General features: G+C 70.5%; 22 protein-coding genes and 1 pseudogene. 8 read left to right on the top strand and 15 right to left on the bottom strand.

Annotated features, from left to right (window positions below):
- Positions 1 to 157: 157 nt before the first annotated feature.
- Together ACZ7G3_RS16825 and ACZ7G3_RS16820 are read right to left on the bottom strand one after the other, a co-directional pair.
- On the bottom strand, positions 158 to 466 hold the full coding sequence (locus ACZ7G3_RS16825) for a hypothetical protein (protein WP_426596608.1): 309 nt from the start codon (positions 464 to 466) through the stop codon (positions 158 to 160).
- A 21-nt stretch (positions 467 to 487) separates the two neighbouring features.
- The gene (locus tag ACZ7G3_RS16820) at positions 488 to 2,167 is read right to left on the bottom strand and encodes a sodium:solute symporter family protein (RefSeq protein ID WP_470926288.1); all 1,680 of its coding nucleotides are present in this window, start codon (positions 2,165 to 2,167) and stop codon (positions 488 to 490) included.
- A gap of 184 nt (positions 2,168 to 2,351) precedes the next feature.
- Here ACZ7G3_RS16820 and galT point away from each other — a divergent pair, with 184 nt between their 5' ends.
- From galT to galK, 3 genes are read left to right on the top strand one after another with little or no spacing between them, the layout of a single operon-like run.
- Positions 2,352 to 3,413: a galactose-1-phosphate uridylyltransferase gene (gene galT / locus ACZ7G3_RS16815; protein WP_470926286.1), complete on the top strand. Its 1,062-nt coding sequence runs from the start codon at positions 2,352 to 2,354 to the stop codon at positions 3,411 to 3,413.
- Complete coding sequence (gene galE / locus ACZ7G3_RS16810) at positions 3,410 to 4,372, top strand: UDP-glucose 4-epimerase GalE (RefSeq protein WP_426596605.1); 963 nt, start codon at positions 3,410 to 3,412, stop codon at positions 4,370 to 4,372. The genes galT and galE overlap by 4 nt, the downstream gene beginning before the upstream one ends.
- A 33-nt stretch (positions 4,373 to 4,405) precedes the next feature.
- Positions 4,406 to 5,581, top strand: a complete 1,176-nt coding sequence (gene galK / locus ACZ7G3_RS16805; protein WP_470926284.1) for a galactokinase — start codon at positions 4,406 to 4,408, stop codon at positions 5,579 to 5,581.
- Between the two features lie 88 nt (positions 5,582 to 5,669).
- On the opposite strand, the gene ACZ7G3_RS16800 is transcribed toward galK, so the two are convergent.
- Together ACZ7G3_RS16800 and ACZ7G3_RS16795 are read right to left on the bottom strand one after the other, a co-directional pair.
- Positions 5,670 to 6,197 (bottom strand): DinB family protein, encoded by a 528-nt coding sequence (locus ACZ7G3_RS16800; protein ID WP_470926282.1) that lies wholly within the window; start codon positions 6,195 to 6,197, stop codon positions 5,670 to 5,672.
- A 259-nt stretch (positions 6,198 to 6,456) separates the two neighbouring features.
- On the bottom strand, positions 6,457 to 6,912 hold the full coding sequence (locus ACZ7G3_RS16795; RefSeq protein WP_426596602.1) for a GNAT family N-acetyltransferase: 456 nt from the start codon (positions 6,910 to 6,912) through the stop codon (positions 6,457 to 6,459).
- 304 nt (positions 6,913 to 7,216) lie between these two features.
- On the opposite strand from ACZ7G3_RS16795, the gene ACZ7G3_RS16790 reads away from it, so the two are divergent.
- A complete protein-coding gene (locus tag ACZ7G3_RS16790) occupies positions 7,217 to 7,990 on the top strand; it encodes a response regulator transcription factor (RefSeq protein ID WP_426596601.1) in 774 nt (257 codons plus the stop codon).
- 149 nt (positions 7,991 to 8,139) lie between these two features.
- Here the strand turns inward: ACZ7G3_RS16790 and tamR are convergent, their stop codons facing one another.
- Positions 8,140 to 8,637: a MarR family transcriptional regulator TamR gene (gene tamR / locus ACZ7G3_RS16785; protein ID WP_426596600.1), complete on the bottom strand. Its 498-nt coding sequence runs from the start codon at positions 8,635 to 8,637 to the stop codon at positions 8,140 to 8,142.
- A gap of 119 nt (positions 8,638 to 8,756) precedes the next feature.
- Between tamR and ACZ7G3_RS16780 the strand changes: the two genes are divergently transcribed.
- Entirely contained in the window at positions 8,757 to 9,578 is an 822-nt protein-coding gene (locus ACZ7G3_RS16780; RefSeq protein WP_470926279.1) for a trans-aconitate 2-methyltransferase, read from the top strand.
- 54 nt (positions 9,579 to 9,632) lie between these two features.
- Here ACZ7G3_RS16780 and ACZ7G3_RS16775 read toward each other — a convergent pair whose 3' ends face one another.
- From ACZ7G3_RS16775 to ACZ7G3_RS16765, 3 genes are read right to left on the bottom strand one after another with little or no spacing between them, the layout of a single operon-like run.
- A complete protein-coding gene (locus ACZ7G3_RS16775; RefSeq protein WP_470926277.1) occupies positions 9,633 to 10,808 on the bottom strand; it encodes a CaiB/BaiF CoA transferase family protein in 1,176 nt (391 codons plus the stop codon).
- Between the two features lie 54 nt (positions 10,809 to 10,862).
- On the bottom strand, positions 10,863 to 11,540 hold the full coding sequence (locus ACZ7G3_RS16770; protein ID WP_310872965.1) for a TetR/AcrR family transcriptional regulator: 678 nt from the start codon (positions 11,538 to 11,540) through the stop codon (positions 10,863 to 10,865).
- Positions 11,537 to 12,550, bottom strand: coding sequence for an acyl-CoA desaturase (locus tag ACZ7G3_RS16765; protein ID WP_470926274.1), 1,014 nt, complete (start codon positions 12,548 to 12,550; stop codon positions 11,537 to 11,539). The genes ACZ7G3_RS16770 and ACZ7G3_RS16765 overlap by 4 nt, the downstream gene beginning before the upstream one ends.
- Before the next feature lie 311 nt (positions 12,551 to 12,861).
- Between ACZ7G3_RS16765 and ppc the strand changes: the two genes are divergently transcribed.
- On the top strand, positions 12,862 to 15,597 hold the full coding sequence (gene ppc, locus ACZ7G3_RS16760) for a phosphoenolpyruvate carboxylase (protein ID WP_470926272.1): 2,736 nt from the start codon (positions 12,862 to 12,864) through the stop codon (positions 15,595 to 15,597).
- Positions 15,598 to 15,686: 89 nt separating this feature from the next.
- Here the strand turns inward: ppc and ACZ7G3_RS16755 are convergent.
- The 5 genes and pseudogenes from ACZ7G3_RS16755 to glmU form a co-directional block, all read right to left on the bottom strand.
- Positions 15,687 to 16,262: pseudogene (locus tag ACZ7G3_RS16755) on the bottom strand (hypothetical protein).
- An 82-nt stretch (positions 16,263 to 16,344) separates the two neighbouring features.
- Positions 16,345 to 16,941 carry an aminoacyl-tRNA hydrolase gene (pth, locus tag ACZ7G3_RS16750; RefSeq protein WP_470926270.1) on the bottom strand — a complete coding sequence of 199 codons (597 nt, stop codon included), beginning with the start codon at positions 16,939 to 16,941 and terminating at the stop codon, positions 16,345 to 16,347.
- A gap of 100 nt (positions 16,942 to 17,041) precedes the next feature.
- Positions 17,042 to 17,629 (bottom strand): 50S ribosomal protein L25/general stress protein Ctc, encoded by a 588-nt coding sequence (locus ACZ7G3_RS16745; RefSeq protein WP_426596593.1) that lies wholly within the window; start codon positions 17,627 to 17,629, stop codon positions 17,042 to 17,044.
- A gap of 207 nt (positions 17,630 to 17,836) precedes the next feature.
- Entirely contained in the window at positions 17,837 to 18,811 is a 975-nt protein-coding gene (locus ACZ7G3_RS16740) for a ribose-phosphate diphosphokinase (protein ID WP_426521235.1), read from the bottom strand.
- 132 nt (positions 18,812 to 18,943) lie between these two features.
- Entirely contained in the window at positions 18,944 to 20,392 is a 1,449-nt protein-coding gene (gene glmU / locus ACZ7G3_RS16735) for a bifunctional UDP-N-acetylglucosamine diphosphorylase/glucosamine-1-phosphate N-acetyltransferase GlmU (RefSeq protein ID WP_470926268.1), read from the bottom strand.
- 448 nt (positions 20,393 to 20,840) lie between these two features.
- Between glmU and ACZ7G3_RS16730 the strand changes: the two genes are divergently transcribed.
- On the top strand, positions 20,841 to 22,166 hold the full coding sequence (locus ACZ7G3_RS16730; protein WP_470926266.1) for a sensor histidine kinase: 1,326 nt from the start codon (positions 20,841 to 20,843) through the stop codon (positions 22,164 to 22,166).
- Positions 22,167 to 22,184: 18 nt separating this feature from the next.
- Here ACZ7G3_RS16730 and ACZ7G3_RS16725 read toward each other — a convergent pair whose 3' ends face one another.
- Positions 22,185 to 22,679 carry an SUKH-3 domain-containing protein gene (locus ACZ7G3_RS16725; protein ID WP_426596589.1) on the bottom strand — a complete coding sequence of 165 codons (495 nt, stop codon included), beginning with the start codon at positions 22,677 to 22,679 and terminating at the stop codon, positions 22,185 to 22,187.
- A gap of 147 nt (positions 22,680 to 22,826) precedes the next feature.
- On the bottom strand, positions 22,827 to 23,372 hold the full coding sequence (locus ACZ7G3_RS16720) for a YwqJ-related putative deaminase (RefSeq protein WP_426596588.1): 546 nt from the start codon (positions 23,370 to 23,372) through the stop codon (positions 22,827 to 22,829).
- A 309-nt stretch (positions 23,373 to 23,681) separates the two neighbouring features.
- On the opposite strand from ACZ7G3_RS16720, the gene ACZ7G3_RS16715 reads away from it, so the two are divergent.
- Positions 23,682 to 24,707 (top strand): SMI1/KNR4 family protein, encoded by a 1,026-nt coding sequence (locus tag ACZ7G3_RS16715; protein WP_426596900.1) that lies wholly within the window; start codon positions 23,682 to 23,684, stop codon positions 24,705 to 24,707.
- Positions 24,708 to 24,709 lie beyond the last annotated feature (2 nt).

The following is a 24,709-nucleotide window of genomic DNA, read 5'->3' as shown; positions in this document are numbered from 1 at the left end:
AATTGGAGGGGGAAAACACCCTCAACCCCCCCCTCCCACCCCATGCGCGTCTTGCCTACGGGGGGGGGGTTCGTTGGGGGGGGGGGGGGGGGGGGTGGCCCCCCCCCCCCCCCCCCCCCCCCACCCGACGTCCCCGGCGCCGGTCACGGGACCCGCGTCACTCCGCCGGCCCCTCCTCGGCGGAGGGCGGCGGCGGGGCCGTGGGACGCAGCTTCAGCCATGCCAGGAAGAACAGTCCCAGCACCAGCATCCCCAGCCCGGTCCAGAGGTTGATGTTCACCCCCTGCGCCTTGTCGATGTCGTCGTCGGACGCCACGAGGCCCGCGATCGTCACGATGACGCCGTAGACGACGAACAGTCCGCCGATGATCCGCCGGATGTCGAACAGCCGCGCGGCCGTGACGGACTTGGTCTCCAGCTCGGAGACCTCGTCGTGGACGTTCTTCTCGGAATAGGAATCAGACATGCTCTCTCAATCCTTCCGCGATCAGAACGAGAACGGGACGTAGCAGGCGGCGGCCAGGACGACCGCCCCCCAGCCCAGCAGCGCCGGCTTGCGGTACCACGCGTCGTCGCCCTCGGCGGGCGCCTCGGACATGCCGGGGGAGGTGGTGCCGTAGACCAGGCCCTGCAGCTCGGCGACCGGCTTCGGCGCGGTGAACAGGGACACGGCGACCATGACCACCGCGCCGGCGACGAAGCCCGCGATCGCGGAGACGAAGTTGGCGCCCTGGTCGGAGGGGATGTCGATGATGCCCTGCTTGTAGATGACGAAGTAGTTCACCATCGCGGCGGTGGTGCCCGCGATCAGGCCCCAGAAGCCGGACTTCATGGACGCCCGCTTCCAGAACATGCCGATGATGAAGACCACGAACATCGGCACGTTGAAGAAGGAGAACAGCGTCTGGAGGTAGCTCATGATGTTCGAGAACGACGACGCCAGGAAGGCCGTGCCGATCGAGGCCAGCACGCCGATGACCGTGATCAGGCGGCCGAAGCGGACGTAGTAGTCGTCCTCGCGGTCCTTCACGACGTACTTCGCCCAGATGTCGGTGGTGAAGACCGTGTTGAAGGAGGAGATGTTCGCCGCCATGCCCGCCATGAAGGCGGCCAGCAGGCCGGTCACCGCGATGCCGAGGACGCCGTTGGGCAGCAGCTGCTGCATCAGGTACGGGATCGCGTCGTTGTACTGGAGGTCCGAGCCGGGCGTGCCGATCTTCGGGACGAGGACGGCGGCGACCAGGCCCGGGATCATCACCACGAAGACGATGAAGATCTTCGGGAAGGCGGCGATCAGCGGCGTGCGCTTGGCCGCCGACAGGTTCTTCGCCGACAGGGCGCGCTGCACCTCGGCGAAGTTCGTCGTCCAGTAGCCGAAGGAGAGGACGAAGCCGAGACCGAGCACGATGGTCAGCCAGTTGGCGCCCAGCGGGTTGTCGCTGCCGATGCCCGTGCCGCCCCACGAGGTCATGAAGTCGGCCCCGCGGGTCTGGGTGAGGGAGTCGGACAGGCCGTCCCAGCCGCCGACCTTCTTCAGGCCCAGGACGGTGATCGGGATGAGGCCGGCCAGGATCACGAAGAACTGGAGGACCTCGTTGTAGATCGCCGAGGACAGGCCGCCCAGGGTGATGTATGCCAGGACGAAGAAGCCGGCGACCACGATGGCCACCCACTGGGGCCAGCCCAGCAGCGCCTCGACGACGATCGCGAGGGCGTAGAGGTTCACCCCGGCGATCAGGATGGCGGCGACCGCGAACAGGGCCGAGCTCAGGAGGTGTGACGCCTTGTCGAAGCGGAGGAGGAGGAACTCCGGGACCGAGCGGACCTTCGAGCCGTAGTAGAACGGCATCATCACCAGGCCGAGGAAGACCATCGCGGGGATGGCGCCGATCCAGTACCAGTGGGTCGTGTAGACGCCGTACTGGGCGCTGTTGGCGGCCATGCCGAGGATCTCGGTGGCGCCCAGGTTGGCCGCGACGAACGCGAGGCCGGTGACCCAGGCGGGCAGCGAGCGGCCGGACAGGAAGAAGTCCAGGCTGGTCTTGACCGAACGCCGGGCGGCGAAGCCGATGCCGAGCACGACGACGAAGTAGATCCCGAGGATCGAGTAGTCGAGCCAGTTGGTGGGGAGTCGAAGCTCCGCGGCTAGGTATGTGGGGGTATGCATGCGAACTCGCTTCGTTGCGCGAACTGATCCCAGCGGAACCTACGCCTCCGCGTTCAGTAATTGAACACTTCTGGTGATGTTCTTTGTTTGATTGTGATGATCGGCGTGGCTGGTGAGTTGTGATGTGTTATGTTTGATTGTGTTGGATGATTGTGTGCGGATGCAGGTGTAGAGGAGTCCGGCAGTGAAGAAGACCTCGACCCGGCTGGCCGACGGTCGCGAGCTCGTCCACTACGACCTGCGCGACGACACCGTGCGGGACGCCGTGGACCGCCGCCCGCTGGAGCGGACCGTCACCACCTCCGAGGTCCGCCGCGACCCGCTGCTCGGCGACTCGGTCGCCGTCGCCTCGCACCGCCAGGGCCGCACCTACCACCCGCCGGCCGACGAATGCCCCCTGTGCCCCTCGCAGGGCGAGCGGCTGAGCGAGATCCCGGACTCGTCGTACGACGTGGTGGTCTTCGAGAACCGCTTCCCCTCGCTGGCCGGCGACTCCGGCCGCTGCGAGGTCGTCTGCTTCACCTCCGACCACAACGCCTCCTTCGCCGACCTGAGCGACGAGCAGGCCCGCCTGGTGCTGGACGCCTGGACGGACCGCACGGCGGAGCTCTCGCACCTGCCCTCCGTCGAGCAGGTGTTCTGCTTCGAGAACCGGGGCGCCGAGATCGGCGTGACGCTGGGCCACCCGCACGGGCAGATCTACGCCTACCCCTTCACCACCCCCCGCACCGCCCTGATGCTCCGCTCACTCGCCGCGCACAAGGAGGCGACGGGCGGGGAGAACCTGTTCGACGCCGTCCTGGCGGAGGAGCTGGCCGGTGAGCGGGTCGTCCTGGAGAGCGAGCACTGGGCCGCCTTCGTGCCGTACGCCGCGCACTGGCCGTACGAGGTGCACCTCTACCCCAAGCGCCGGGTGCCCGACCTGCTCGGGCTCGACGAGGCGACCCGCACGGAGTTCCCCCAGGTCTATCTGGAACTCTTGAGGCGCTTCGACCGGATCTTCGGCACCGGTGAGCCTCCGACGCCGTACATCGCGGCCTGGCACCAGGCCCCGTTCGGGCAGCTGGAGGACTTCGAGGGCGTGACGCGGGACGACTTCGCGCTGCACCTCGAGCTTTTCACCATCCGCCGGACATCGGGCAAGCTGAAGTTCCTCGCGGGCTCCGAGTCCGGCATGAACGTGTTCATCAACGACGTGCCCCCGGAGCGCGCGGCCGAGCGACTGCGAGAGGTAGCGAGTTCATGAGCGGGAAGTACCTGGTGACGGGCGGGGCCGGATACGTCGGCAGCGTGGTCGCCCAGCATCTGCTGGAGGCCGGCCACGAGGTCGTCGTCCTCGACAACCTCTCGACCGGCTTCAGGGAGGGCGTCCCGGCGGGCGCCTCCTTCGTCGAGGGCGACATCCGCGACGCCGCCAAGTGGCTGGACCCGTCGTACGACGGCGTCCTGCACTTCGCCGCCTTCTCCCAGGTCGGCGAGTCGGTCGTGAAGCCCGAGAAGTACTGGGACAACAACGTGGGCGGCACCATGGCCCTGCTGGAGGCGATGCGTACGGCGGGCGTCGGCCGCCTCGTCTTCTCCTCCACGGCCGCCACGTACGGCGAGCCCGACGAGGTCCCGATCGTCGAGACCGCGCCGACCAAGCCCACCAACCCCTACGGCGCCTCCAAACTCGCCGTCGACCACATGATCACCGGCGAGGCGGCGGCCCACGGCCTGGGCGCGGTCTCGCTGCGCTACTTCAACGTCGCGGGCGCCTACGGCCAGTACGGCGAGCGCCACGACCCCGAGTCCCACCTCATCCCGCTGGTCCTCCAGGTGGCACAGGGCAGGCGCGAGGCGATCTCCGTCTTCGGCGACGACTACCCGACGCCGGACGGCACCTGCGTCCGCGACTACATCCACGTCGCCGACCTGGCCGACGCCCACCTGCTGGCCCTGGACGCGGCCGCCCCCGGCGAGCACCTCATCTGCAACCTGGGCAACGGCAACGGCTTCTCCGTCCGCGAGGTCGTCGAGACCGTCCGCCGGGTGACGGGCCACCCGATCCCCGAGGTCGTGGCCCCCCGCCGGGGCGGCGACCCGGCGGTCCTGGTGGCGTCGGCGGACACCGCCCGCGAGAAACTGGGCTGGAACCCGTCCCGCGCGGACCTCGCGGGGATCGTGGCGGACGCGTGGGAGTTCGCGCAGCAGCGCGCGAAGTAGACCGTACGGACGGAAAGAGCGAGGGGTCAGGGCATGGGCGAGGCTGTCGCAGGGGACGTCGCAGGAGCTGTCGGCGAGCGGTTCCGGGAGCTGTACGGGGCGGACCCCGAGGGGGTGTGGGCGGCGCCGGGCCGGGTCAACCTCATCGGCGAGCACACCGACTACAACGACGGCTTCGTCATGCCGTTCGCCCTGCCGCACACCGCCCTCGCGGCGGTCTCCCGGCGCGACGACGGCATCCTGCGCCTGCACTCGGCGGACATCGGCGCCGCCCCCGTCGAGCTGCGCGTCGCCGACCTGACCCCCGAGTCGGACAGGTCCTGGACCGCGTACCCCTCGGGCGTCGTCTGGGCGCTGCGCGAGGCCGGCCACGAGTTGACCGGTGCCGACATCCACCTCGCCTCGACGGTCCCGTCCGGCGCGGGCCTCTCCTCCTCGGCGGCCCTGGAGATCGTCGTCGCCCTCGCCCTGAACGACCTGCACTCCCTCGGCCTGCGCGGCTGGCAGCTGGCCCGCCTGTGCCAGCGCGCCGAGAACGTCTACGTCGGCGCCCCCGTCGGCATCATGGACCAGACCGCCTCCGCCTGCTGCGAAGCGGGCCACGCCCTGTTCCTCGACACCCGCGACCTCTCCCAGCGCCAGATCCCCTTCGACCTCGACGCCGAGGGCATGCGCCTCCTCGTCGTCGACACGCAGGTCAAGCACTCCCACAGCGAGGGCGAGTACGGCAAGCGCCGCGCCGGCTGCGAGAAGGGCGCCGCGCTGCTCGGCGTGAACGCGCTGCGCGACGTGGCCTACGAGGAGCTCGACGCGGCACTGGAGCGGCTGGCCGACGACGAGGAGGTGAGCCGCCTGGTGAGGCACGTCGTCACGGAGGACGAACGCGTCGAGCGGGTGGTGTCGCTGCTGGAGTCCGGCGACACCCGTGCCATCGGGCCCGTCCTGGTCGAGGGCCACACCTCCCTGCGCGACGACTTCCGCATCTCCTGCCCGGAGCTCGACCTGGTCGTCGACACCGCCCTCGCCGCCGGCGCCCTGGGCGCCCGCATGACCGGCGGAGGCTTCGGCGGCTCGGCGATCGTCCTGGCGGAGACGGCCGACGTGGACGCCATCACGAAGGCGGTGGAGGAGGCCTTCGCGACGGCGGGCCACAAGGCTCCTCGCGTGTTCGAGGCGGTGCCTTCGGCGGGGGCGCGGCGGATCGTCTGACGCCCGGAGACCCGGACTGCCCTCACCGCTCCCGGCCGAGGGCAGTCCGTCGCCGGCGTGGCCGTGCCGGCCGTGCGGCGAGCCTGTCTCAGGCGCCGGTGACGCCGTCGATCCCCTCGCGGATGAGGTCGGCGTGACCGTTGTGACGCGCGTACTCCTCGATCATGTGCACCATGATCCAGCGCAGCGAGACCCCCTGGTCACCGACGTGTCCCGCTTCCTGTTCGGGCAGGTGGCCGGACGCGTCGAGCGACGCGCCGGCGATCAGCTCACGGCCTCGGGCGACCTCCGCCCGCCAGGCGGCCGTCGCCTCGTCGAGCCCTCGGTCCGGCCGAAGGGCGAAACCGTCGAGGCCGCCCTCCCCGAAGACCGGCGGCACGTCCTGACCCGCGAAAACACGTTGGAACCAGTTGCGCTCCACCTCGGCCATGTGCTGCACGAGGCCGAGCAGCGTCATCGACGACGGTGACGCCGCGGCGAGCCTCACCTGCTCGTCCTTCAGGCCGGAACACTTCGAGGCGAGAGTCGCACGGTGGAAGTCGAGCCACGCTTCCAGCATGACGCGCTCGCCGGCATGCGGAGGCGGTATCGGCCGCCCGTCCGGTGTCGTATTCATGACCACACCATGCCAGCAGCGACGGCGCCCCCCACGACCGCCTTCGCCGGCGACGAGAGGCGGCGGCGCCCACGGGGCCTGGCCGGTCCGGCGGCCGCCCCGGGTACGAGAACCGGCCGTACCGTCCGTACGGGGAACGGGCTGCCTTCGCCACCGACCTCGGCACCTGGACGACCGGCACCACCGGACCGCCCGCTCCAGCGCGAAGGACACGGGGCCGGAGCCCGAGTGACGACCGGCCCCGTTGCCTCCGGCCGCCTCACCCCAGCCGCTTGGTCAGCGTGTACTCCGTGATCCCCGGCGGATAGTCCGGGATCACGCACACCACCTCGTAGCCGTGCCCGCGGTAGAAGTCCGGAGCCTGGAAGTCCCAGGTCTCCACGCGGGCCGCCGTGCAGCCCCGCTCCTCGCGGGCACCTCGCTCCGCCTCCGTCAGCAGGGCCGAGCCCAGACCCGCCCCCCGGCACCGGTCGTCCACCCACAGGTACGTCACGTGGAGCCAGCTCGCCCAGGTGTGGCCGACCAGGCCGCCCGCCAGGCCGCCGGCCTCGTCCAGCACCCAGACGTGCAGCGGGAATTCGCGTTCGTGAGGGGTTCCGCGCAGGGAGCGCAGGATGGCCGAGGCCGCCGTGTTCGTCTCCCGCAGGCGGGTGCGCAGCAGATTGCGCCGTGCCTTGTCTACTTCTGTCACAAGACGAAACATGCGGCTCACCATAAACGCGCCGGGCTGTCAGTTCTGCAAATAGCCTTCCGCTCCCGGCCCCCGCCCGTACTCTGATGAGCAGCACCGGTGGGGGCCGGTGCCGTTCAGGGGGCGAGACAGCCGGGTACGGCGCCCGGGGCGGGGTGGCGGTCACTGCACGGCGGCGGCCGTGCGGCTGCGGCGACCCGTCCCGGAGTACCGAGTGCACAGCCGGATACGGGGCTTCGGGCGTCGTACCCGTGCCGGTGTCGTTTTCCGAGGACGGACAGACGATGGGTATCCCCTGCTCCTCGAGGAGCGTGGGGGAGGGGGTTTCGTGGTTCGTATCCGAGTCCTGGTCGTCGATGATCACCGCATCTTCGCCGAGTCGCTCGCCGCCGCCCTGGCCGCCGAGCCGGACGTCGACGTCTCCGCGGCCGGCAGCGGCCCGGCCGCGCTGCGCTGCCTGGAGCGGGCCGCGTCCGACGGGCGGCGGTTCGACGTGCTGCTCGTCGACGCCGACCTGGGGGGCCAGGTACCCGGCGTGCGCCCGGCCGTACCCGTGCGGGACGGCAACGAGGACGGGCTGGTGGACGGCATCTCCCTGGTCGCCGGGGTGCGATCGGGGCAGCCGAGCGTACGGATCGTGGTCCTCGCCGAGAAGGACGACCCCCGGCGGGCGGCCCTCGCGCTGGGGGCCGGCGCCTCCGGATGGGTGGCCAAGGACTGCTCCCTGTCGCGGCTGCTCAACGTCATACGGGGCGTCCTGCGCGACGAGACGCACCTGCCGCCCGCCCTGCTCACCGGCGTCCTGCGCGAACTGACCGCCGCCCGCAAGCACCGCACCGAGAGCGAGCGGCTGGTGGAGTCGCTGACCCCGCGGGAGCGGGAGGTGCTGCGCTGCATGGTCGCCGGGCTCGGGCGCAAGGCCGTCGCGGAGCGGCTGTACCTGTCCCCGCACACCGTGCGCACACACATGCAGAACGTGCTGGGCAAGCTGGGCGTCCACTCCACCCTCGCCGCCGTGGCGCTGGCCCGGCGGGCCGGGGTGGGGCCCGCCGAGCTGGGGCCTCCCGGGCAGATCGGGTCCCAGGAGAGCAACAGCGCCTGATCAACGCAGGCAAGCGGGGCCTGGTGCGTGCGGACACCAGGCGGAGGAGGGGCGTCGGCGCGGAGCACCGGCAACCGACGACAAGGCGGCAGATGTGCGTGCCGGTCGCCGCGTCGCCGCGTCCGCGGCACGGTCTGCCCGGGAGGCCCTCAACCGGGGATGTTGTCGAACGGGGCGGTCAGCCGGCGCAGCAGTGCCGCCAGTTCGCCGCGCTGGGCGCGGGAGAGTTCGCCCAGGATCGCGCGCTCCTGGGCGAGCAGGCCCGCCAGCGACTGGTCGGCTCGGTCCCGGCCCTCGTCCGTGAGCCGGACCAGGACGCCGCGCCGGTCACTGGGATCGGGCAGGCGTTCCACCAGGCCCTTCTTGGCCAGGCGGTCGATACGGTTGGTCATCGTGCCCGAGGTGACCAGGGTCTGGGTGAGGAGCTGCCCCGGCGAGAGCTGGTACGGCGTACCCGCGCGGCGCAGTGCCGTCAGGACGTCGAACTCCCAGGGCTCCAGGTGGTGTTCGGAGAAGGCCAGGCGGCGTGCGCGGTCCAGGTGCCGGGCGAGCCGGCTGACCCGGCTCAGCACCTCGAGCGGTTCCACGTCGAGGTCCGGGCGCTCCCGGCGCCACGCTGCGACCAGCCGATCGACCTCGTCCTCCATGACGATCAGTGTAGTGGTTGTGTCGATGTGAAGTCTCTTGACGTCAACACTCTTGACGTCGATTTATCGTGCGGGTGACGCTGGGTACCCGCCCCGCACGGCCAGCCCCTGGAGGCCCCATGCCCGCCACCGCCCCCCTCTGGGACCCCGCCCAGTACCTGCGCCACGCCGGCCACCGCGCCCGCCCCTTCACCGACCTCCTCGCCCGCGTCCCGGAACTGCCCGGTGACCCGCCCCGCATCGCCGACCTCGGCTGCGGCCCCGGCAACGTCACCGTCCTGCTCGCCGGCCGCTGGCCCACCGCCCGCATCACCGGCTACGACAGCTCACCCCAGATGCTCGAACGGGCCCGGGAGCACGCCGGCCCCACGTCCGGCGGCGGCCACCTCGACTTCGCCCCCGCCGACGCCCGCACCTGGACCCCCGACGAGCCCTGCGACCTCGTCATCAGCAACGCCACCCTCCAGTGGGTCCCCGGCCACGTCGAGCGCTTCCCCGACTGGATCGACCGCCTCGCCCCCGGCGGCACCCTCGCCTTCCAGGTACCCGGCAACTTCGACGCCCCCAGCCACCGCCTGATGCGCGACCTCACCCACTCCCCGCGCTGGCGGGACCGCCTCGCCGGCGTCCTGGGCCACGACGACGCCGTCCTCACCCCCGAGGCCTACCTCGCCCGCCTCACCGCCGCCGGCTGCACCGCCGACGTGTGGGAGACGACGTACGTCCACCTGCTGCCCGGCGAGGACGCCGTGCTCGACTGGGTGAAGGGGACGGGGCTGCGTCCCGTGCTCACCGCACTCGACGACGACCCGGAGGCCCGCGACGCGTTCGTCGAGGAGTACCGGACCGCGCTGCGCGCCGCCTACCCGGCCGGCGCGCACGGCACACCGTTCCCCTTCCGCCGCGTCTTCGCCGTCGCCCGGAAGCCGGACAACCCCTGACCGCCACAGCCGGTCACGTGAGGAGCGGCACGCCCCGGGCCCGCACGCCGCCGCTCACGCCACGCCCTCCGCGACGAGCGCGTCGATGGCGTCCTCGGACAGGCCCAGCTCGCCGAGTACGGCGCGGGTGTGCTCGCCCAGCGCCGGCACCGCCTCCATACGGGGCGCGTCCCCGGTCGGGCCGGGCGGTGCCATCGCCGGGACCGGACCGGCCGGCGTCGGCACCCGGTGCACGCGTCCGCGCGCGGCCAGCTGAGGGTGGTCCCACACCTCGGCGAGCGTGTTCACCCGGGCGTTGGCGACCGGCACCGCGCTGAGCAGCGCGATCGCCTCCGCACCGGTCAGCTCCGCGAACCGCGCCGCGACCAGCCCGCCCAGCGCCTCCCGGTGCGTGTGGCGGTCCGCGTTGGTGGCGTAGTGCGGATGACCGGCCAGCTCCGGGCGGCCCAGGAACCCCGCGCAGAAACCACGCCACTCGCGCTCGTTCTGCACCGCCATCATGACCACGTCACCGTCCCCCGCCGTGAACGGCCCGTACGGGTGGATCGTCGCGTGCGCGGCGCCCGCCCGGGGCGGCGGCCCCGCACCGTCGAAGGCGTAGTACAGGGGGAAGCCCATCCACTCCACGGTGGCCTCCAGCATCGACACGTCCAGATGCGTGCCCCGCCCCGTCCGCCCGCGCTCCAGCAGCGCACCGAGGACCGAACTGTACGCGTACATCCCGGCGGCGATGTCCGACACCGAGGTCCCCACCTTGGCCATGTCGTCCGGCGTGCCCGTGACGGACAGCAGCCCCGACTCGGACTGCACCATCAGGTCGTACGCCTTGCGGCCCTCGTACGGGCCCGGGGCGCCGTAACCGGAGATGTCGCACACGATCAGCTCCGGGTGCCGGGCCCGCAGCTCCTCAGCCCCCAGCCCGGCCCGGGCCGCCGCCCCCGGCGCCAGGTTCTGGAGGAAGACGTCGGCGTCCGCGATCAGACGGCGCAGCACCTCCATGCCGCGCGGGTCCTTGAAGTCCAGGGTGAGGGACTCCTTGTTGCGGTTGGCCCACACGAAGTGCGAACTCAGACCCCGCACCCGGGTGTCGTAGGACCGGGCGAAGTCCCCCGTCCCGGGACGCTCCACCTTGATCACCCGCGCGCCGAGGTCGGCGAGCTGCCGGCTCGCATAGGGAGCGGCGATCGCCTGTTCGAGGGAGACGACGGTGATTCCGCGCAACGGCTGCATGTGCTGGGTTCCGTCCTCTCCACCCCCCGGCGGCACGCCGCGGGCCGACACGCTCTAGCTCTTGCGGTGCCCTATCAGCCGAGGCTTCGGCTCCAGGCCGTCCAGCCCGTGCCACGCCAGGTTCACCAGGTGCGCCGCCACCTCCGCCTTCTTCGGCTTGCGCACGTCCAGCCACCACTGCCCCGTCAGCGCCACCATGCCGACCAGCGCCTGCGCGTACAGCGGGGCCAGCTTGGCGTCGAAACCGCGGTTCTTGAACTCGCGGCCCAGGATGTCCTCCACCTGGGTGGCGATGTCCGAGATGAGCGAGGCGAAGGAACCCGTCGACTGCGGGATGGGCGAATCACGGACCAGGATGCGGAAACCGTCCGTGTACTCCTCGATGTAGTCCAGCAGGGCGAAAGCCGCCTGCTCGCACAGCTCACGCGGATGCCCGGCGGTCAGGGAACTGGTCACCATGTCCAGCAGCCGCCGCATCTCACGGTCCACCACCACCGCGTACAGCCCCTCCTTGCCACCGAAATGCTCGTACACCACCGGCTTGGACACCCCGGCCTTCGCCGCGATCTCCTCCACCGACGTGCCCTCGAAACCCTTCGCCGCGAACAGCGTGCGACCGATCTCCAGCAGCTGCTGGCGCCGCTCGGCACCGGTCATCCGGGTGCGACGCGCGCGCCGGGGCTTCTCATTGCTCGGGGTGCTGCTGGAGTCGGTCGCCACGCCGACCATCATGCCGCCTCGACGGTTTCCTTCCGGCGGCGGGAGGAACCTTGGTCCGTGTTGCGGCGGGAATCGATACGCGAGCGTGACGGCCACCGCACGTCGTACGCCCACCCGAACCGCTCGAACCAGCGGATCAGCCGGGCGGACGAGTCCAGCTGCCCGCGCATCACACCGTGCCGCGCCGACGTCGGGTCGGCGTGGTGCAGGTTGTGCCAGGACTCGCCGCAGGACAGCACCGCCAGCCACCACACGTTGCCCGAACGGTCCCGCGACTTGAACGGCCGCTTGCCGACCGCATGACAGATCGAGTTGATCGACCACGTGACATGGTGCAGCAACGCCACCCGGACGAGTGAACCCCAGAAGAAGCCGGTGAGCGCCCCCCACCAGGACATCGTCACCAGCCCGCCGATCAGCGCCGGCAGAGCCAGGGACAGCGCCGTCCACCAGATGAACTGGCGGGAGATCGCACGGAGCACCGGATCCTTGATCAGATCCGGCGCGTACTTGTCCTGCGGGGTCTGCTCCTCGTCGAACATCCATGCGATGTGGGCCCACCACAGGCCCTTCATCAGCGCCGGCACCGTCTCGCCGTACCGCCACGGCGAATGCGGATCACCCTCGTCGTCGGAGAACTTGTGATGCTTGCGGTGATCGGCCACCCAGCGGACCAGCGGCCCCTCCACCGCCATCGAACCCGCGATCGCAAGCGCGATCTTCAGCGGCCGCTTCGCCTTGAAGGAACCATGGGTGAAGTGGCGGTGGAAGCCGATGGTGATGCCGTGGCAGCCCAGGAAGTAGAAGAAGACCAACAGGCCCACGTCCAGCCAGCTCACGCCCCACCCCCACGCCAGCGGCACCGCCGCCACCAGCGCGAGGAACGGAACGATGATGAACAGCAGCAGCGTGATCTGCTCCAGGGACCGCTTCCGCTCACCACCCAGCGTGGCGGAGGGCGCGGACGTGCCGTCGGAAGGCGGCTGCGGAGCGTCTGGGATCACATCGGAACTCGTGGTCATGCGCGTCCCCTGTGGGATCGAGGGTGAGGTCGGGGTCGTGGGCTGTGTCCGGTGCCGGGTTTCCGGAAACCACGCACCGTATTCCTACGGTTCCGTAACCTACGGCGACGTAAGTATGGCAGCGCGTCACGCCGCGGCAAGAGCCCGAAACCCTGCGCGTCCCGGCCGACACCTATCCTGGACTCGGTCGGACAGCGCGGTCCGCTCTGATTTCTTCCCGGACGTCCGGCCCGGTAAGCGGCACCCGCCGCGCGAGACGGCCGTCCGGGTTCCCTCCCAGACGAGCTTCAACACTGCAAGGAGCCGCACCTGTGAGCAGTGCCGACGACCAGACCACCACGACGACCGGCAGCGAGCTGCGCGCCGACATCCGCCGGCTGGGTGACCTCCTCGGAGAGACCCTCGTCCGGCAGGAAGGCCCCGAACTGCTGGAACTCGTCGAGAAGGTACGCCGACTCACCCGAGAGGACGGCGAGGCCGCCGCCGAACTGCTGCGCGGCACCGAACTGCAGACCGCGGCCAAGCTGGTCCGCGCCTTCTCCACCTACTTCCACCTCGCCAACGTCACCGAACAGGTCCACCGCGGCCGCGAACTCGGCGCCAAGCGCGCCGCCGAAGGCGGACTGCTCGCCCGAACGGCCGACCGCCTGAAGGACGCCGACCCCGAGCACCTGCGCGACACCGTCCGCAACCTCAACGTCCGGCCCGTCTTCACCGCACACCCCACCGAGGCCGCCCGCCGCTCCGTCCTCAACAAGCTGCGCCGCATCGCCGCCCTCCTGGACACCCCGGTCAACGAGTCCGACCGGCGCCGCCTCGACACCCGCCTCGCCGAGAACATCGACCTCGTGTGGCAGACCGACGAACTCCGCGTCGTCCGCCCCGAACCCGCCGACGAGGCCCGCAACGCCATCTACTACCTGGACGAACTCCACGCCGGCGCCGTCGGCGACGTCCTCGAGGACCTGACCGCCGAGCTGGAACGCGCCGGCGTCAAGCTCCCCGACGACACCCGCCCCCTCACCTTCGGCACCTGGATCGGCGGCGACCGCGACGGCAACCCCAACGTCACCCCCCAGGTCACCTGGGACGTCCTCATCCTCCAGCACGAACACGGCATCAACGACGCCCTGGAGATGATCGACGAGCTGCGCGGCTTCCTCTCCAACTCCATCCGCTACGCCGGCGCCACCGAGGAACTCCTGGCCTCCCTCCAGACCGACCTGGAACTGCTCCCCGAGATCAGCCCCCGCTACAAGCGCCTCAACGCCGAAGAGCCCTACCGGCTCAAGGCCACCTGCATCCGGCAGAAGCTGGAGAACACCAAGGAGCGCCTCGCCAAGGGCACCCCCCACCAGCCCGGCCGCGACTACCTCGGCACCGCACAGCTCCTGGACGACCTGCGACTCGTCCAGACCTCCCTGCGCGAACACCGCGGCAGCCTCTTCGCCGACGGCCGCCTCGCCCGCACCATCCGCACCCTCGCCGCCTTCGGCCTCCAGCTCGCCACCATGGACGTCCGCGAACACGCCGACGCCCACCACCACGCCCTCGGCCAGCTCTTCGACCGGCTCGGCGAGGAATCCTGGCGCTACGCCGACATGCCCCGCGAGTACCGCACCAAGCTCCTCGCCAAGGAACTGAGGTCACGCAGGCCCCTGGCACCCACCCCCGCCCCCGTCGACGCCGCCGGCGAGAAGACCCTCGGCGTCTTCCAGACCGTCAAGCGCGCCCTGGAGGTCTTCGGCCCCGAGGTCATCGAGTCCTACATCATCTCCATGTGCCAGGGCGCCGACGACGTCTTCGCCGCGGCGGTCCTCGCCCGCGAGGCCGGACTCATCGACCTGCACGCCGGCTGGGCCAAGATCGGCATCGTGCCGCTCCTGGAGACCACCGACGAGCTCAAGGCCGCCGACACCATCCTCGAGGACCTCCTCGCCGACCCCTCCTACCGGCGCCTCGTCGCCCTGCGCGGCGACGTCCAGGAGGTCATGCTCGGCTACTCCGACTCCTCCAAGTTCGGCGGCATCACCACCAGCCAGTGGGAGATCCACCGCGCCCAGCGCCGCCTGCGCGACGTCGCCCACCGCTACGGCGTACGCCTGCGCCTCTTCCACGGCCGCGGCGGCACCGTCGGCCGCGGCGGCGGCCCCACGCACGACGCGATCCTCGCCCAGCCCTGGGGCACCCTGGAGGGCGAGATCAAGGTCACCGAACAGGGCGAGGTCATCTCCGACAAGTACCTCATCCCCGCCCTGGCCAGGGAAAACCTGGAACTGACGGTCGCCGCCACCCTCCAGGCCTCCGCCCTGCACACCGCACCCCGCCAGTCCGACGAGGCCCTCGCCCGCTGGGACGCCGCCATGGACGCCGTCTCCGACGCCGCCCACACCGCCTACCGCGAGCTGGTCGAGGACCCCGACCTGCCGACGTACTTCCTGGCCTCCACACCGGTCGACCAGCTCGCCGACCTGCACCTGGGCTCGCGGCCCTCCCGCCGCCCCGGCTCGGGCGTCTCCCTCGACGGACTGCGCGCCATCCCCTGGGTGTTCGGCTGGACCCAGTCCCGGCAGATCGTCCCCGGCTGGTACGGCGTCGGCTCCGGCCTCAAGGCCCTGCGCGAGGCCGGCCTGGACACCGTCCTCGACGAGATGCACCAGCAGTGGCACTTCTTCCGCAACTTCATCTCCAACGTCGAGATGACCCTCGCCAAGACCGACCTGCGCATCGCCCAGCACTACGTCGACACCCTCGTCCCCGACGAGCTCAAGCACGTCTTCGACCGGATCAAGGCCGAACACGAGCTCACCGTCGCCGAGGTCCTGCGCGTCACCGGCGAGGACGAACTCCTCGACGCCGACCCCGTCCTCAAGCAGACCTTCACCATCCGCGACGCCTACCTCGACCCCATCTCCTACCTCCAGGTCGCCCTCCTCGGCCGCCAGCGCGAAGCCGCCGCAGCAGGCGAGGAAGCCGACCCGCTCCTCGCCCGCGCCCTGCTCCTCACCGTCAACGGCGTCGCCGCGGGCCTGCGCAACACCGGCTGACCCGCATCCCCCCCCACACACACACGACGGTGCCCCCGCGCTCACCACTCGAGCACGGGGGCACCGCCACATCCGTGCGCGCCGGAGACTCACACCGCGAAGAACGCCGCCGTCAGCAGCCCCACACCCGACCCGGCCATCACCCACGCCGCCCGCGTACGATGCAGACCGCCCGCCACCATCACCGACGCCAGCAGCTGGGGGCACCTCCCAGGCCGTCAAGGCACTGGGGGAGAACCACCCAACGGCACCCACGCGTACAGCACGCCGGCCGGGCCCGAACGCACCACGTCGTCACCGCCGGGCTTCATCACCACCGAGTACGTCCGACCCTCCGCCACGGCGACCGAATCCTCGATGACGACCCGCTCCCGCGCCTGCGACCCCGCCGACACCGGCGCGTACGGCCCACTGCACGAACCCCCGCCGCACCGCGTCACCTCGACCGTGCCCCGCTCCCGGCCCTTGGTCAGCAGCACGTGCTGCGCCGTACCCCAGGACGCCCACACCCCCGCGATCAGGATCAGCGCGGTGACCGTCCCCATCGCCGCGACCCGGCCGAACCGCAGCACGGCACGCGAGGCCCGACGGGGACGGGCGGCGACGGCGGCAGCGGCAGGAACAGCGGCAGGGGCAGCGGCTGAGGCAGGCATGGCCGGGATCATTGGCCATACCTGCGCGCCCGGTCAACTCACCCGCGCGCCATCGACGGACAAGTCGGGAGTTGTGCGGCGGCGGGCAACGAGCTCAGGAGTTGTACGCGCTCTGCGCCCGCTCCAGCCCCTCGATGACCAGCGCCTCCACCGCGTCCGCCGCGCGGTCCACGAAGTAGTCCAGCTCCTTGCGCTCCGTCGACGAGAAGTCCCGCAGCACGAAGTCCGCCACCTGCATCCGCCCCGGCGGCCGGCCAATCCCGAACCGCACCCGGTGGTAGTCCGCACCCAGAGCCTTCGTGATCGACTTCAGCCCGTTGTGCCCGTTGTCCCCGCCGCCCAGCTTCAGCCGCAGCACGCCGTAGTCGATGTCCAGCTCGTCGTGCACCGCCACGATGTTCGAAACCGGCACCTTGTAGAAGTCCCGCAGCGCCGTCACCGGCCCGCCCGACACGTTCATGAACGACATCGGCTTCGCCAGGACCACCCGCCGGCCGGCCGGCCCGGGCGGCCCGATCCGCCCCTCGACCACCTGCGCCTGCGCCTTGCCGTGCCGCTTGAACCGCGCCCCGATCCGCTCCGCCAGCAGATCCGCCACCATGAAACCGACGTTGTGCCGGTTCGCGGCGTACTCGGGGCCCGGGTTGCCGAGACCGGCCACCAGCCAGGGCGCACCCGCGTCCGTCGTCACGTCCGTGTCTCCTTCGTATCCATCGGACCCGTCACCTGCATACGCGTCGGCCGCTGCCCCGCACGGGAGCAGCGGCCGACCAATCGTTGACCGTGGAGGATCAGGCCTCGGCGGCCTCGTCGCCACCCTCGGCGGGGGCCTCCTCGGCCTGCGCCGACAGCACCTGCAGGACCACGGTGTCACCGTCGACGTCCAGCTTCACACCGGACGGCAGCGCGATGTCCTTGGCGAGGATCGAGGCACCGGCCTCCAGACCCGCCACCGACACGGTGACCTGCTGCGGGATGTGCGTGGCCTCGGCCTCGACCGGCAGCGCGTCCAGGACGTACTCCAGCAGGAAGCCACCCGGGGCCAGCTCGCCCTCGGCCTGCACCGGGATCTCGACCGACACGGTCTCGCCGCGCGTCACCAGCTGCAGGTCCACGTGCTCCAGGAAGCCCTTGATCGGGTCACGCTGGACCGACTTCGGGATCGCCAGCTCGTTGGTCTTGCCGTCGATGTCCAGCGCGATCAGCACGTTGGAGGTACGCAGCGCGAGCAGCAGCTCGTGGCCCGGCAGGGTCAGGTGGATCGGGTCCGAACCGTGGCCGTACAGAACACCCGGAACCTTGTTGTCACGACGGATACGACGCGCGGCACCCTTGCCGAACTCGGTACGGGTCTCGGCGGTGAGCTTTACCTCAGCCATGATCACTCCTCGTGGAAAGCAGAACGGACGTGGTCACCCGGCCACGAACGGCCTGCTACGAAGAGCGCGTCGATTACGGACCGCCACACCCGCGAAAACGGGTACGGCCTCCCTCGCCGAGCAACTTCAGCAGTCTACTCGGAGAGGAAGGCCGTACCCAAAACGATCTCTGCGGGACGATCTTGCAGAACGGTTACTGCGCGACGCTCACTGCTCGTCGAACAGGCTCGTCACCGAACCGTCCTCGAACACCTCGCGCACCGCACGCGCGATCGTCGGCGCGATCGACAGCACCGTGATCTTGTCCAGCTCCAGTTCGTTCGGCGTCGGCAGCGTGTTCGTGAACACGAACTCACTCACCTTCGAGTTCTTCAGCCGGTCCGCCGCCGGACCCGACAGCACGCCGTGCGTCGCCGTCACGATGACGTCCTCCGCACCGTGCGCGAACAGCGCGTCCGCCGCCGCGCAGATCGTGCCACCGGTGTCGATCATGTCGTCCACCAGGACGCAGATCCGGCCCTCCACCGAACCGACGACCTCGTGCACCGTCACCTGGTTCGCCACGTCCTTGTCGCGCCGCTTGTGCACGATCGCCAGCGGCGCGCCCAGCCGGTCGCACCACCGGTCCGCCACCCGCACCCGGCCCGCGTCCGGAGACACCACCGTCAGCTTCGACCGGTCCACCTTCGCACCCACGTAGTCCGCGAGCAGCGGCAGCGCGAACAGGTGATCGACGGGACCGTCGAAGAAGCCCTGGATCTGGTCCGTGTGCAGATCCACGGTCAGAATCCGGTCAGCACCCGCCGTCTTCATCAGATCGGCGATCAGACGCGCCGAAATCGGTTCACGCCCCCGGTGCTTCTTGTCCTGCCGCGCGTAACCGTAGAACGGCACGATGACCGTGATGGAGCGGGCCGACGCACGCTTCAGAGCGTCGATCATGATCAACTGCTCCATGATCCACTTGTTGATCGGAGCCGTGTGGCTCTGGATCAGAAAGCAGTCCGCACCACGTGCCGACTCCTGATACCGCACATAGATCTCGCCGTTCGCGAAATCGAAGGCCTTCGTCGGGACGACCCCGACACCCAACTGCTGGGCGACCTCCTCGGCAAGCTCGGGGTGGGCGCGGCCGGAGAAGAACATCATCTTCTTCTCGCCGGTCGTCTTGATCCCGGTCACAGCACTTTCTCCTCAGAGGTTTCGCAGCTGAGCGTCACAGGCTCTTCCGGCTGGGTGCGGGAGGCGTCTCAGCTGGTGGGGTGCGGATGTGCACTTATCACGGTACGCCGTGTTCGGCGCGCCGGTTTCCGGTCAGCCTTCGCCGCCGGCCTCCCGGGACACCGCCTCGGCCGCCTTCGCCGCCGCGCTCCCCGGACGCTTCCGAGCCACCCAACCCTCGATATTCCGCTGCTGGCCCCGGGCCACGGCCAGCGAACCGGGCGGCACATCCTTCGTGATCACCGACCCCGCGGCCGTGTAAGCACCGTTCCCCACCGTGACAGGAGCCACAAACATGTTGTCCGAACCCGTGCGGCAGTGCGAACCGATCGTGGTGTGGTGCTTGTCCTGCCCGTCGTAGTTCACGAACACGCTCGCGGCACCGATGTTCGTGTACTCACCGATCGTCGCGTCACCCACATAGGAGAGGTGCGGGACCTTGGTCCCCTCACCGATCGACGCGTTCTTCGTCTCGACGTACGCACCGATCTTCGCCTTCAGCCCCAGACGGGTACCGGGACGCAGATACGCGTACGGACCCACGGTCGTCTCGGGGCCGACCTCGGCACCGAGCGAGACCGTGTTGTCGACGCGTGCGCCGGCACCCACGCGCGTGTCGGTGAGACGGGAGTTCGGGCCGACCTGGGACCCCTCGGACAGGTGCGTCGAGCCCAGCAGCTGCGTACCCGGGTGGACGATCACGTCCTGCTCGAAGGTCACCGTCACGTCGACCCACGTCGTCGCCGGGTCCACCACCGTCACGCCGGCCAGCATCGCGCCGGTCAGCAACCGGTCGTTGAGAATCCGACGGGCCTCGGCGAGCTGCACCCGGTTGTTGATCCCCGCGATCTCCCGGTGGTCACCGGCCACCGACGCACCCACCCGGTGCCCCGCCCCACGCAGAATGCCGAGGACGTCCGTCAGGTACTCCTCACCCTGGCTGTTGTCCGTCCGCACCTTCCCCAGCGCGTCCGCGAGCAACCGCCCGTCGAAGGCGAACACACCCGAGTTGATCTCACGGATCGCCCGCTGCGACTCCGACGCGTCCTTGTGCTCCACGATCGCGGTCACCGCACCGGAAGCCCCGTCCCGCACGATCCGGCCGTACCCCGTCGCGTCCGGCACCTCCGCCGTCAGCACCGTCACCGCGTTCCCGTCGGCCGAGTGCGTGGCGGCGAGCGCCTGCAGCGTCCCACCGGTGAGCAGCGGAGTGTCACCGCAGACGACCACCACCGTGCCGTCCACGGCACCGCCCAGCGCCTCCAGCCCCATCCGCACCGCGTGCCCGGTGCCGTTCTGCTGCTCCTGCACGGCGGTACGTACGCCGGGGGCGACCTCGGCGAGGTGCGCGGTGACCTTCTCGCGGGCATGCCCGACGACGACGACCGAGTTCTCCGGGTCCAGTTCACCGGCGGCGGCGAGCACGTGCCCCACGAGGGACCGGCCGCACAGCTCGTGCAGGACCTTGGGTGTGGCCGACTTCATACGGGTGCCCTCACCCGCTGCGAGAACGACGACGGCTGCCGGGCGAATGGCGCTCACGGGATGCCCTTCGGCTGAGGGGTGGGGGTGGACATCCGCAGGATACCGGGGTGGTTCGTGGGGGACATGAGTGCGGGCCCTGACGGAAAGGTCAGGGCCCGGACAGCAGCTCCCCCATCAGGATTTGAACCTGAACTTAAGGGACCAAAACCCTCAGTGCTGCCTGATTACACCATGGGGGATCAAACTCGACTGAACCGGACATTTAGCTGGGCCGTCGAGTCGGCACCCAACACTATGCCGTACCAGGCGCCCGCGATGCGACGGTACCGGTCGCCGTCTTGTCGCGGGCGCCGTGGCCGGCGAGGCGGGCCGGGCGGCCGTCCGGCCGGAATTCCTGCTTCCGGAGGTGAACGCCGGATGCCTCACCGGTTCGAGGGGTATCGCGTCGTATCGCTTGTCGAAAGTCGCCGGAAATGTGCCGCCCGCCGCCCGTAGGCTGGAGGGCATGACCACGACGGGGGAAGACCACGTACCGGCCCGGGGAGGGTCTTGGTGGTGGGACAGGCGGCGCGGTGCGGTGCTCGATGTGAGCCTCGGTGTCGTGTCCGCGTTGGAGTGCGCGGCGGAGGGGTTTCCGTTCGCGCGGGATGCCGGGATTCCGTGGGCGGCGGGGGTCGTCTTCGGGTTGCTGGCCGGTTCGGTGCTGGTGGTGCGGCGGAAGTGGCCGATCGCGGTGGTGTTGGTGGCGATCGCCATCACGCCGGCGCAGATGGGCCTTCTGATGGGCATCGTCGGCCTGTACACGCTGGCGGCGTCGGAGTTGCCGCGGCGGATCATCGGTGCGCTGGCCGGGATGTCGTTGCTGGGGACGTTGATCGTGACGTTCGTCCGGCTGGGGCAGGACGCGGCGCGCGAGGACTTGCAGTTCGGGGACTGGTTCCTGCCGTTCGCGTCGATCACGATGTCGCTGGGGGCGACCGCGCCGCCGTTGCTGCTGGGGCTGTACGTGGGGCAGCGGCGGCGGTTGATGGAGAGTCTGCGGGAGCGGGCGGACAGTCTGGAGCGGGAGCTGCAGTTGCTGGCGGAGCGTGCGGAGGAGCGTGCGGAGTGGGCGCGGGGTGAGGAGCGGACGCGGATCGCGCGGGAGATGCACGACGTGGTGGCGCATCGGGTGAGTCTGATGGTGGTGCACGCGGCGGCGTTGCAGGCGGTGGCGCGGAAGGATCCGGAGAAGGCGGTGAAGAACGCGGCGCTGGTGGGGGACATGGGGCGGCAGGCGTTGACGGAGTTGCGGGAGATGCTCGGGGTGTTGCGCAGTGGTGGGGGTGGTGGGGGTGCCGAGCGGGCGTCGGTGTCGCCGCCGTTGGCGGCGGTGGGGGTGGCCGCGGCGGTGGCGGCTTCGCGGGCCGCGGAGGGTGGGGAGTCGTCGGTGGACGGGCCGTGGCTGTCCGAGCTGGACGAGTTGATCGGGCAGTCGGAGGCGGCCGGGATGGTCGTGGATCTGTCGGTGGAGGGGGAGGGGCGGTCGTATGCGGTGGAGGTGGAGTCGACGGCGTTCCGGGTGGTGCAGGAGGCGTTGACGAACGTGCACAAGCATGCGGCGGGTGCGAAGACGTATGTGCGGTTGGCGCACCGGGTGTCGGAGATCGCGATGCAGGTGGAGAACGAGCCGCCGCCGGAGGTGTCGCAGGCGTCGTCGGCGCGGTTGCCGTCGGGGGGTAATGGGTTGGTGGGGATGAAGGAGCGGGTGGTTGCTCTGGGGGGTGTGTTCGTGTCGGGGCCGACGGATGCGGGGGGTTTTCGGGTGTCGGCGGTGATTCCGGCCTCGTAGTCGTGTCGGCGGGGTCGGTCAGCCGGTGGTGAGGCGGGTGGGCTGGGTGCCTGCGACGAGGGTGGCGAGGGCTTGGTCGATGGTGGGGCCGAGGTACCAGTCGCCGGTGTGGTCGAGGGCGTAGACGCGGCCTTCGGTGTCGATGGCGATGAGGGCGTGGCTGTCGGTTTCGGTGCCGAGGGGGCAGGTCTGGGTGCCGAGGGCGCGGCCGAGGTCGCCGAGGGTGCGGGCCATGTGGAGGCCGTGGAGGGGGTCGAGGTGGAGGGTGGCGGGGGCGATTTGGCGGCCGGGGCCGGTGGGGGTGATGTGGAGGCTGCCGAATTCGGCCCAGGCTTCTACTGCGGCGGGGAAGACGGTGTGTCGGTGTCCTGCGGGTGAGGTGTGTCCGCGCAGGGTGTCGGCCCAGATTTCGGCCTGTTTGATGTCCCAGCGTCCGGGTTGCCAGCCGGCGTCGCGGAGGGCGGCGTCGACGGGGACGGGGAAGCGGGTGGTGGAGGTGCGGTCGGCGTGCATCTGCCCTTGGTTCGTTCTGGTCGGCTCGGTCGGCTCGGTCGCTTGGTGGTGCCGTGCGGTGTGGGGGTGGGGTGGGTGTCGGCGTTGGTGTCGGGTTCGGCTTCGGGTTCGGCTTCGGAGGTGGTGGCCGGTGTCCGGTGGCCGGTGTCAGTCGTCGTTCGTCGTGGGGTCGACGATGCGGACGCCGAAGTGGGCGGTGAGGGCGGTGCAGGCGCGGCAGGGTGTGGCGAAGCCGCCGTGGAGGGGGTCGCCGTCCTCGCGGATGCGGCGGGTGGTGAGTTTGGCGTGTTTGAGCGCTTTGCGGGCTTCGCCGTTGGTCATGGGTTTGCGTGACGCGCGTTTGCTGCGGGCGGCGTCGGCGGTGGCGAGGTGGCGTGAGATGAGGATGGTTTCGGCGCAGCGGCCGGTGTAGCGGTCTCGTTGGCCGCTGGTGAGGGTGTCGAGGAAGTCCTGTACGAGGTGGTGCAGGGCGGGGGGTGTGTCGGCGCGGGTGGCGGTGCCGGTGAGGGTGGTGCCGCGGACGGAGAGTGCGGCGGCGACGGTGGGGAGGATGCCGTCGCGGCGGTGCTGGAGGGTGGGGGCGTGGAGGGTTTCGGTGGCGCTCCAGCCGATGCGGGGGTCGCCGCCGCGGGGGTCGGCTCCGCGGGGGTCGTCGGACCGCCCGGTGTGGGGCCCTGCCTGTGTCGCACTCATGATCATCTTCCCCTCCTGAGCATCCCCCCGAAGGTCACAGAGTGCCAAATCCCGGGGCGGCTGTGGAAGCTGGGGCGGGGTGACACGCCCGGGTGTGGGCGTTGCGTCACGGCAGGGTGACGGCTGGTCACGGAAGCGGAGGGGTGGTGGTCGGGTGCGGGGTCCGGTGCCGGTGACCGGTCTTGCCGTACCGCATAGGCTGTCGGCACCGCGATCGCGTGCGGTGACCGGACAGTGCAGGCAATCAGTCCGGACAGTGCAGACAATCAGTGCAGACTGATCAGACAGACGCCGCAGGGGGCAACCGCCATGACGACAGGTCGGCTCGGGCTGGGGGCACCTCCCGGCCGCCAGGCCGGGGGACACGCCGCGCCGCCGAACGCGGCCTACGCCGGGCAGGTCGTGCATTTTCCGGATCCGGTGCGGGCGGCGCGTCACCCGCGAGGGGTACGGGTGGACGAGGGTGGTTATCCCGTCTTCTCGCCGTACGCCCGTGCGGTCGCGGAGATCGCGGATCCGCCGGAGGGGTTCGGGGTCGACGAGTTGCGGCTGACGGACTACGTGTCGGCGAACGCGGCGTTGTCGGCGTCGGGGCACGAGCTGTGGGACACGGTGCCGGCGGTGGCGACGCCGCACGGCTGGACGTGGCATCACGTGGCCGGGTCGCGGCGGATGGAGTTGGTGCCGGTCGAGGTGAAGGCGCTGCTGCGGCATCACGGTGGGCTGGCGACGGCGGCGGTGGACCAGGGCAAGCGGGGGACGCGGCCGTTGCAGGAGACGCGTCCGGCGCATTTCGGTCTGCCGAAGTCGGGTGTGGCGGTGTCGGAGCAGATGGTGCAGGGGGTCGAGGAGGACCTCGGGTACCGGCTGCCGGGTGCGTACCGGTCGTTCCTGAAGGCGGCGGGTGGCTGTGCGCCGGTGGGTACAGCGCTGGACGCGGAGCTGGGGCTGTTGGTGGACCAGCCGTTCTTCACGGTGCGTGAGGAGGCGGCGGTCAATGACCTGGTCTATGTCAACAAGTGTCTGCGGGATCACCTGACCAAGGACTATCTGGGCGTCGCGTTCGTGCAGGGCGGTCTGCTCGCGGTGAAGGTGAAGGGGGAGCGGATCGGTTCGGTGTGGTTCTGCGCCTACGACGATGTGCGGGACGTGGACCCCTCGGTGCCGCCGGCGGATCGGGTGGAGCGGTTGCTGCTGCCGTGCGGTGAGGATTTCGACGCGTTTCTGTCGCGGCTGGCGGGGTCCCCGCCGGAGTTGGAGACGGTGGCGAACCTGATGGTGGACGGTGGGTTCGCGCGTGCGGTGCCCGTGGCGTCGGCGTCGGTAGGGGAGTGAGC

It is taken from the genome of Streptomyces sp. NPDC037271 (genome assembly GCF_055603605.1).
Note: the sequence above shows the minus strand (reverse complement) of the source record. Positions and strands in the feature narration are given on the sequence as shown.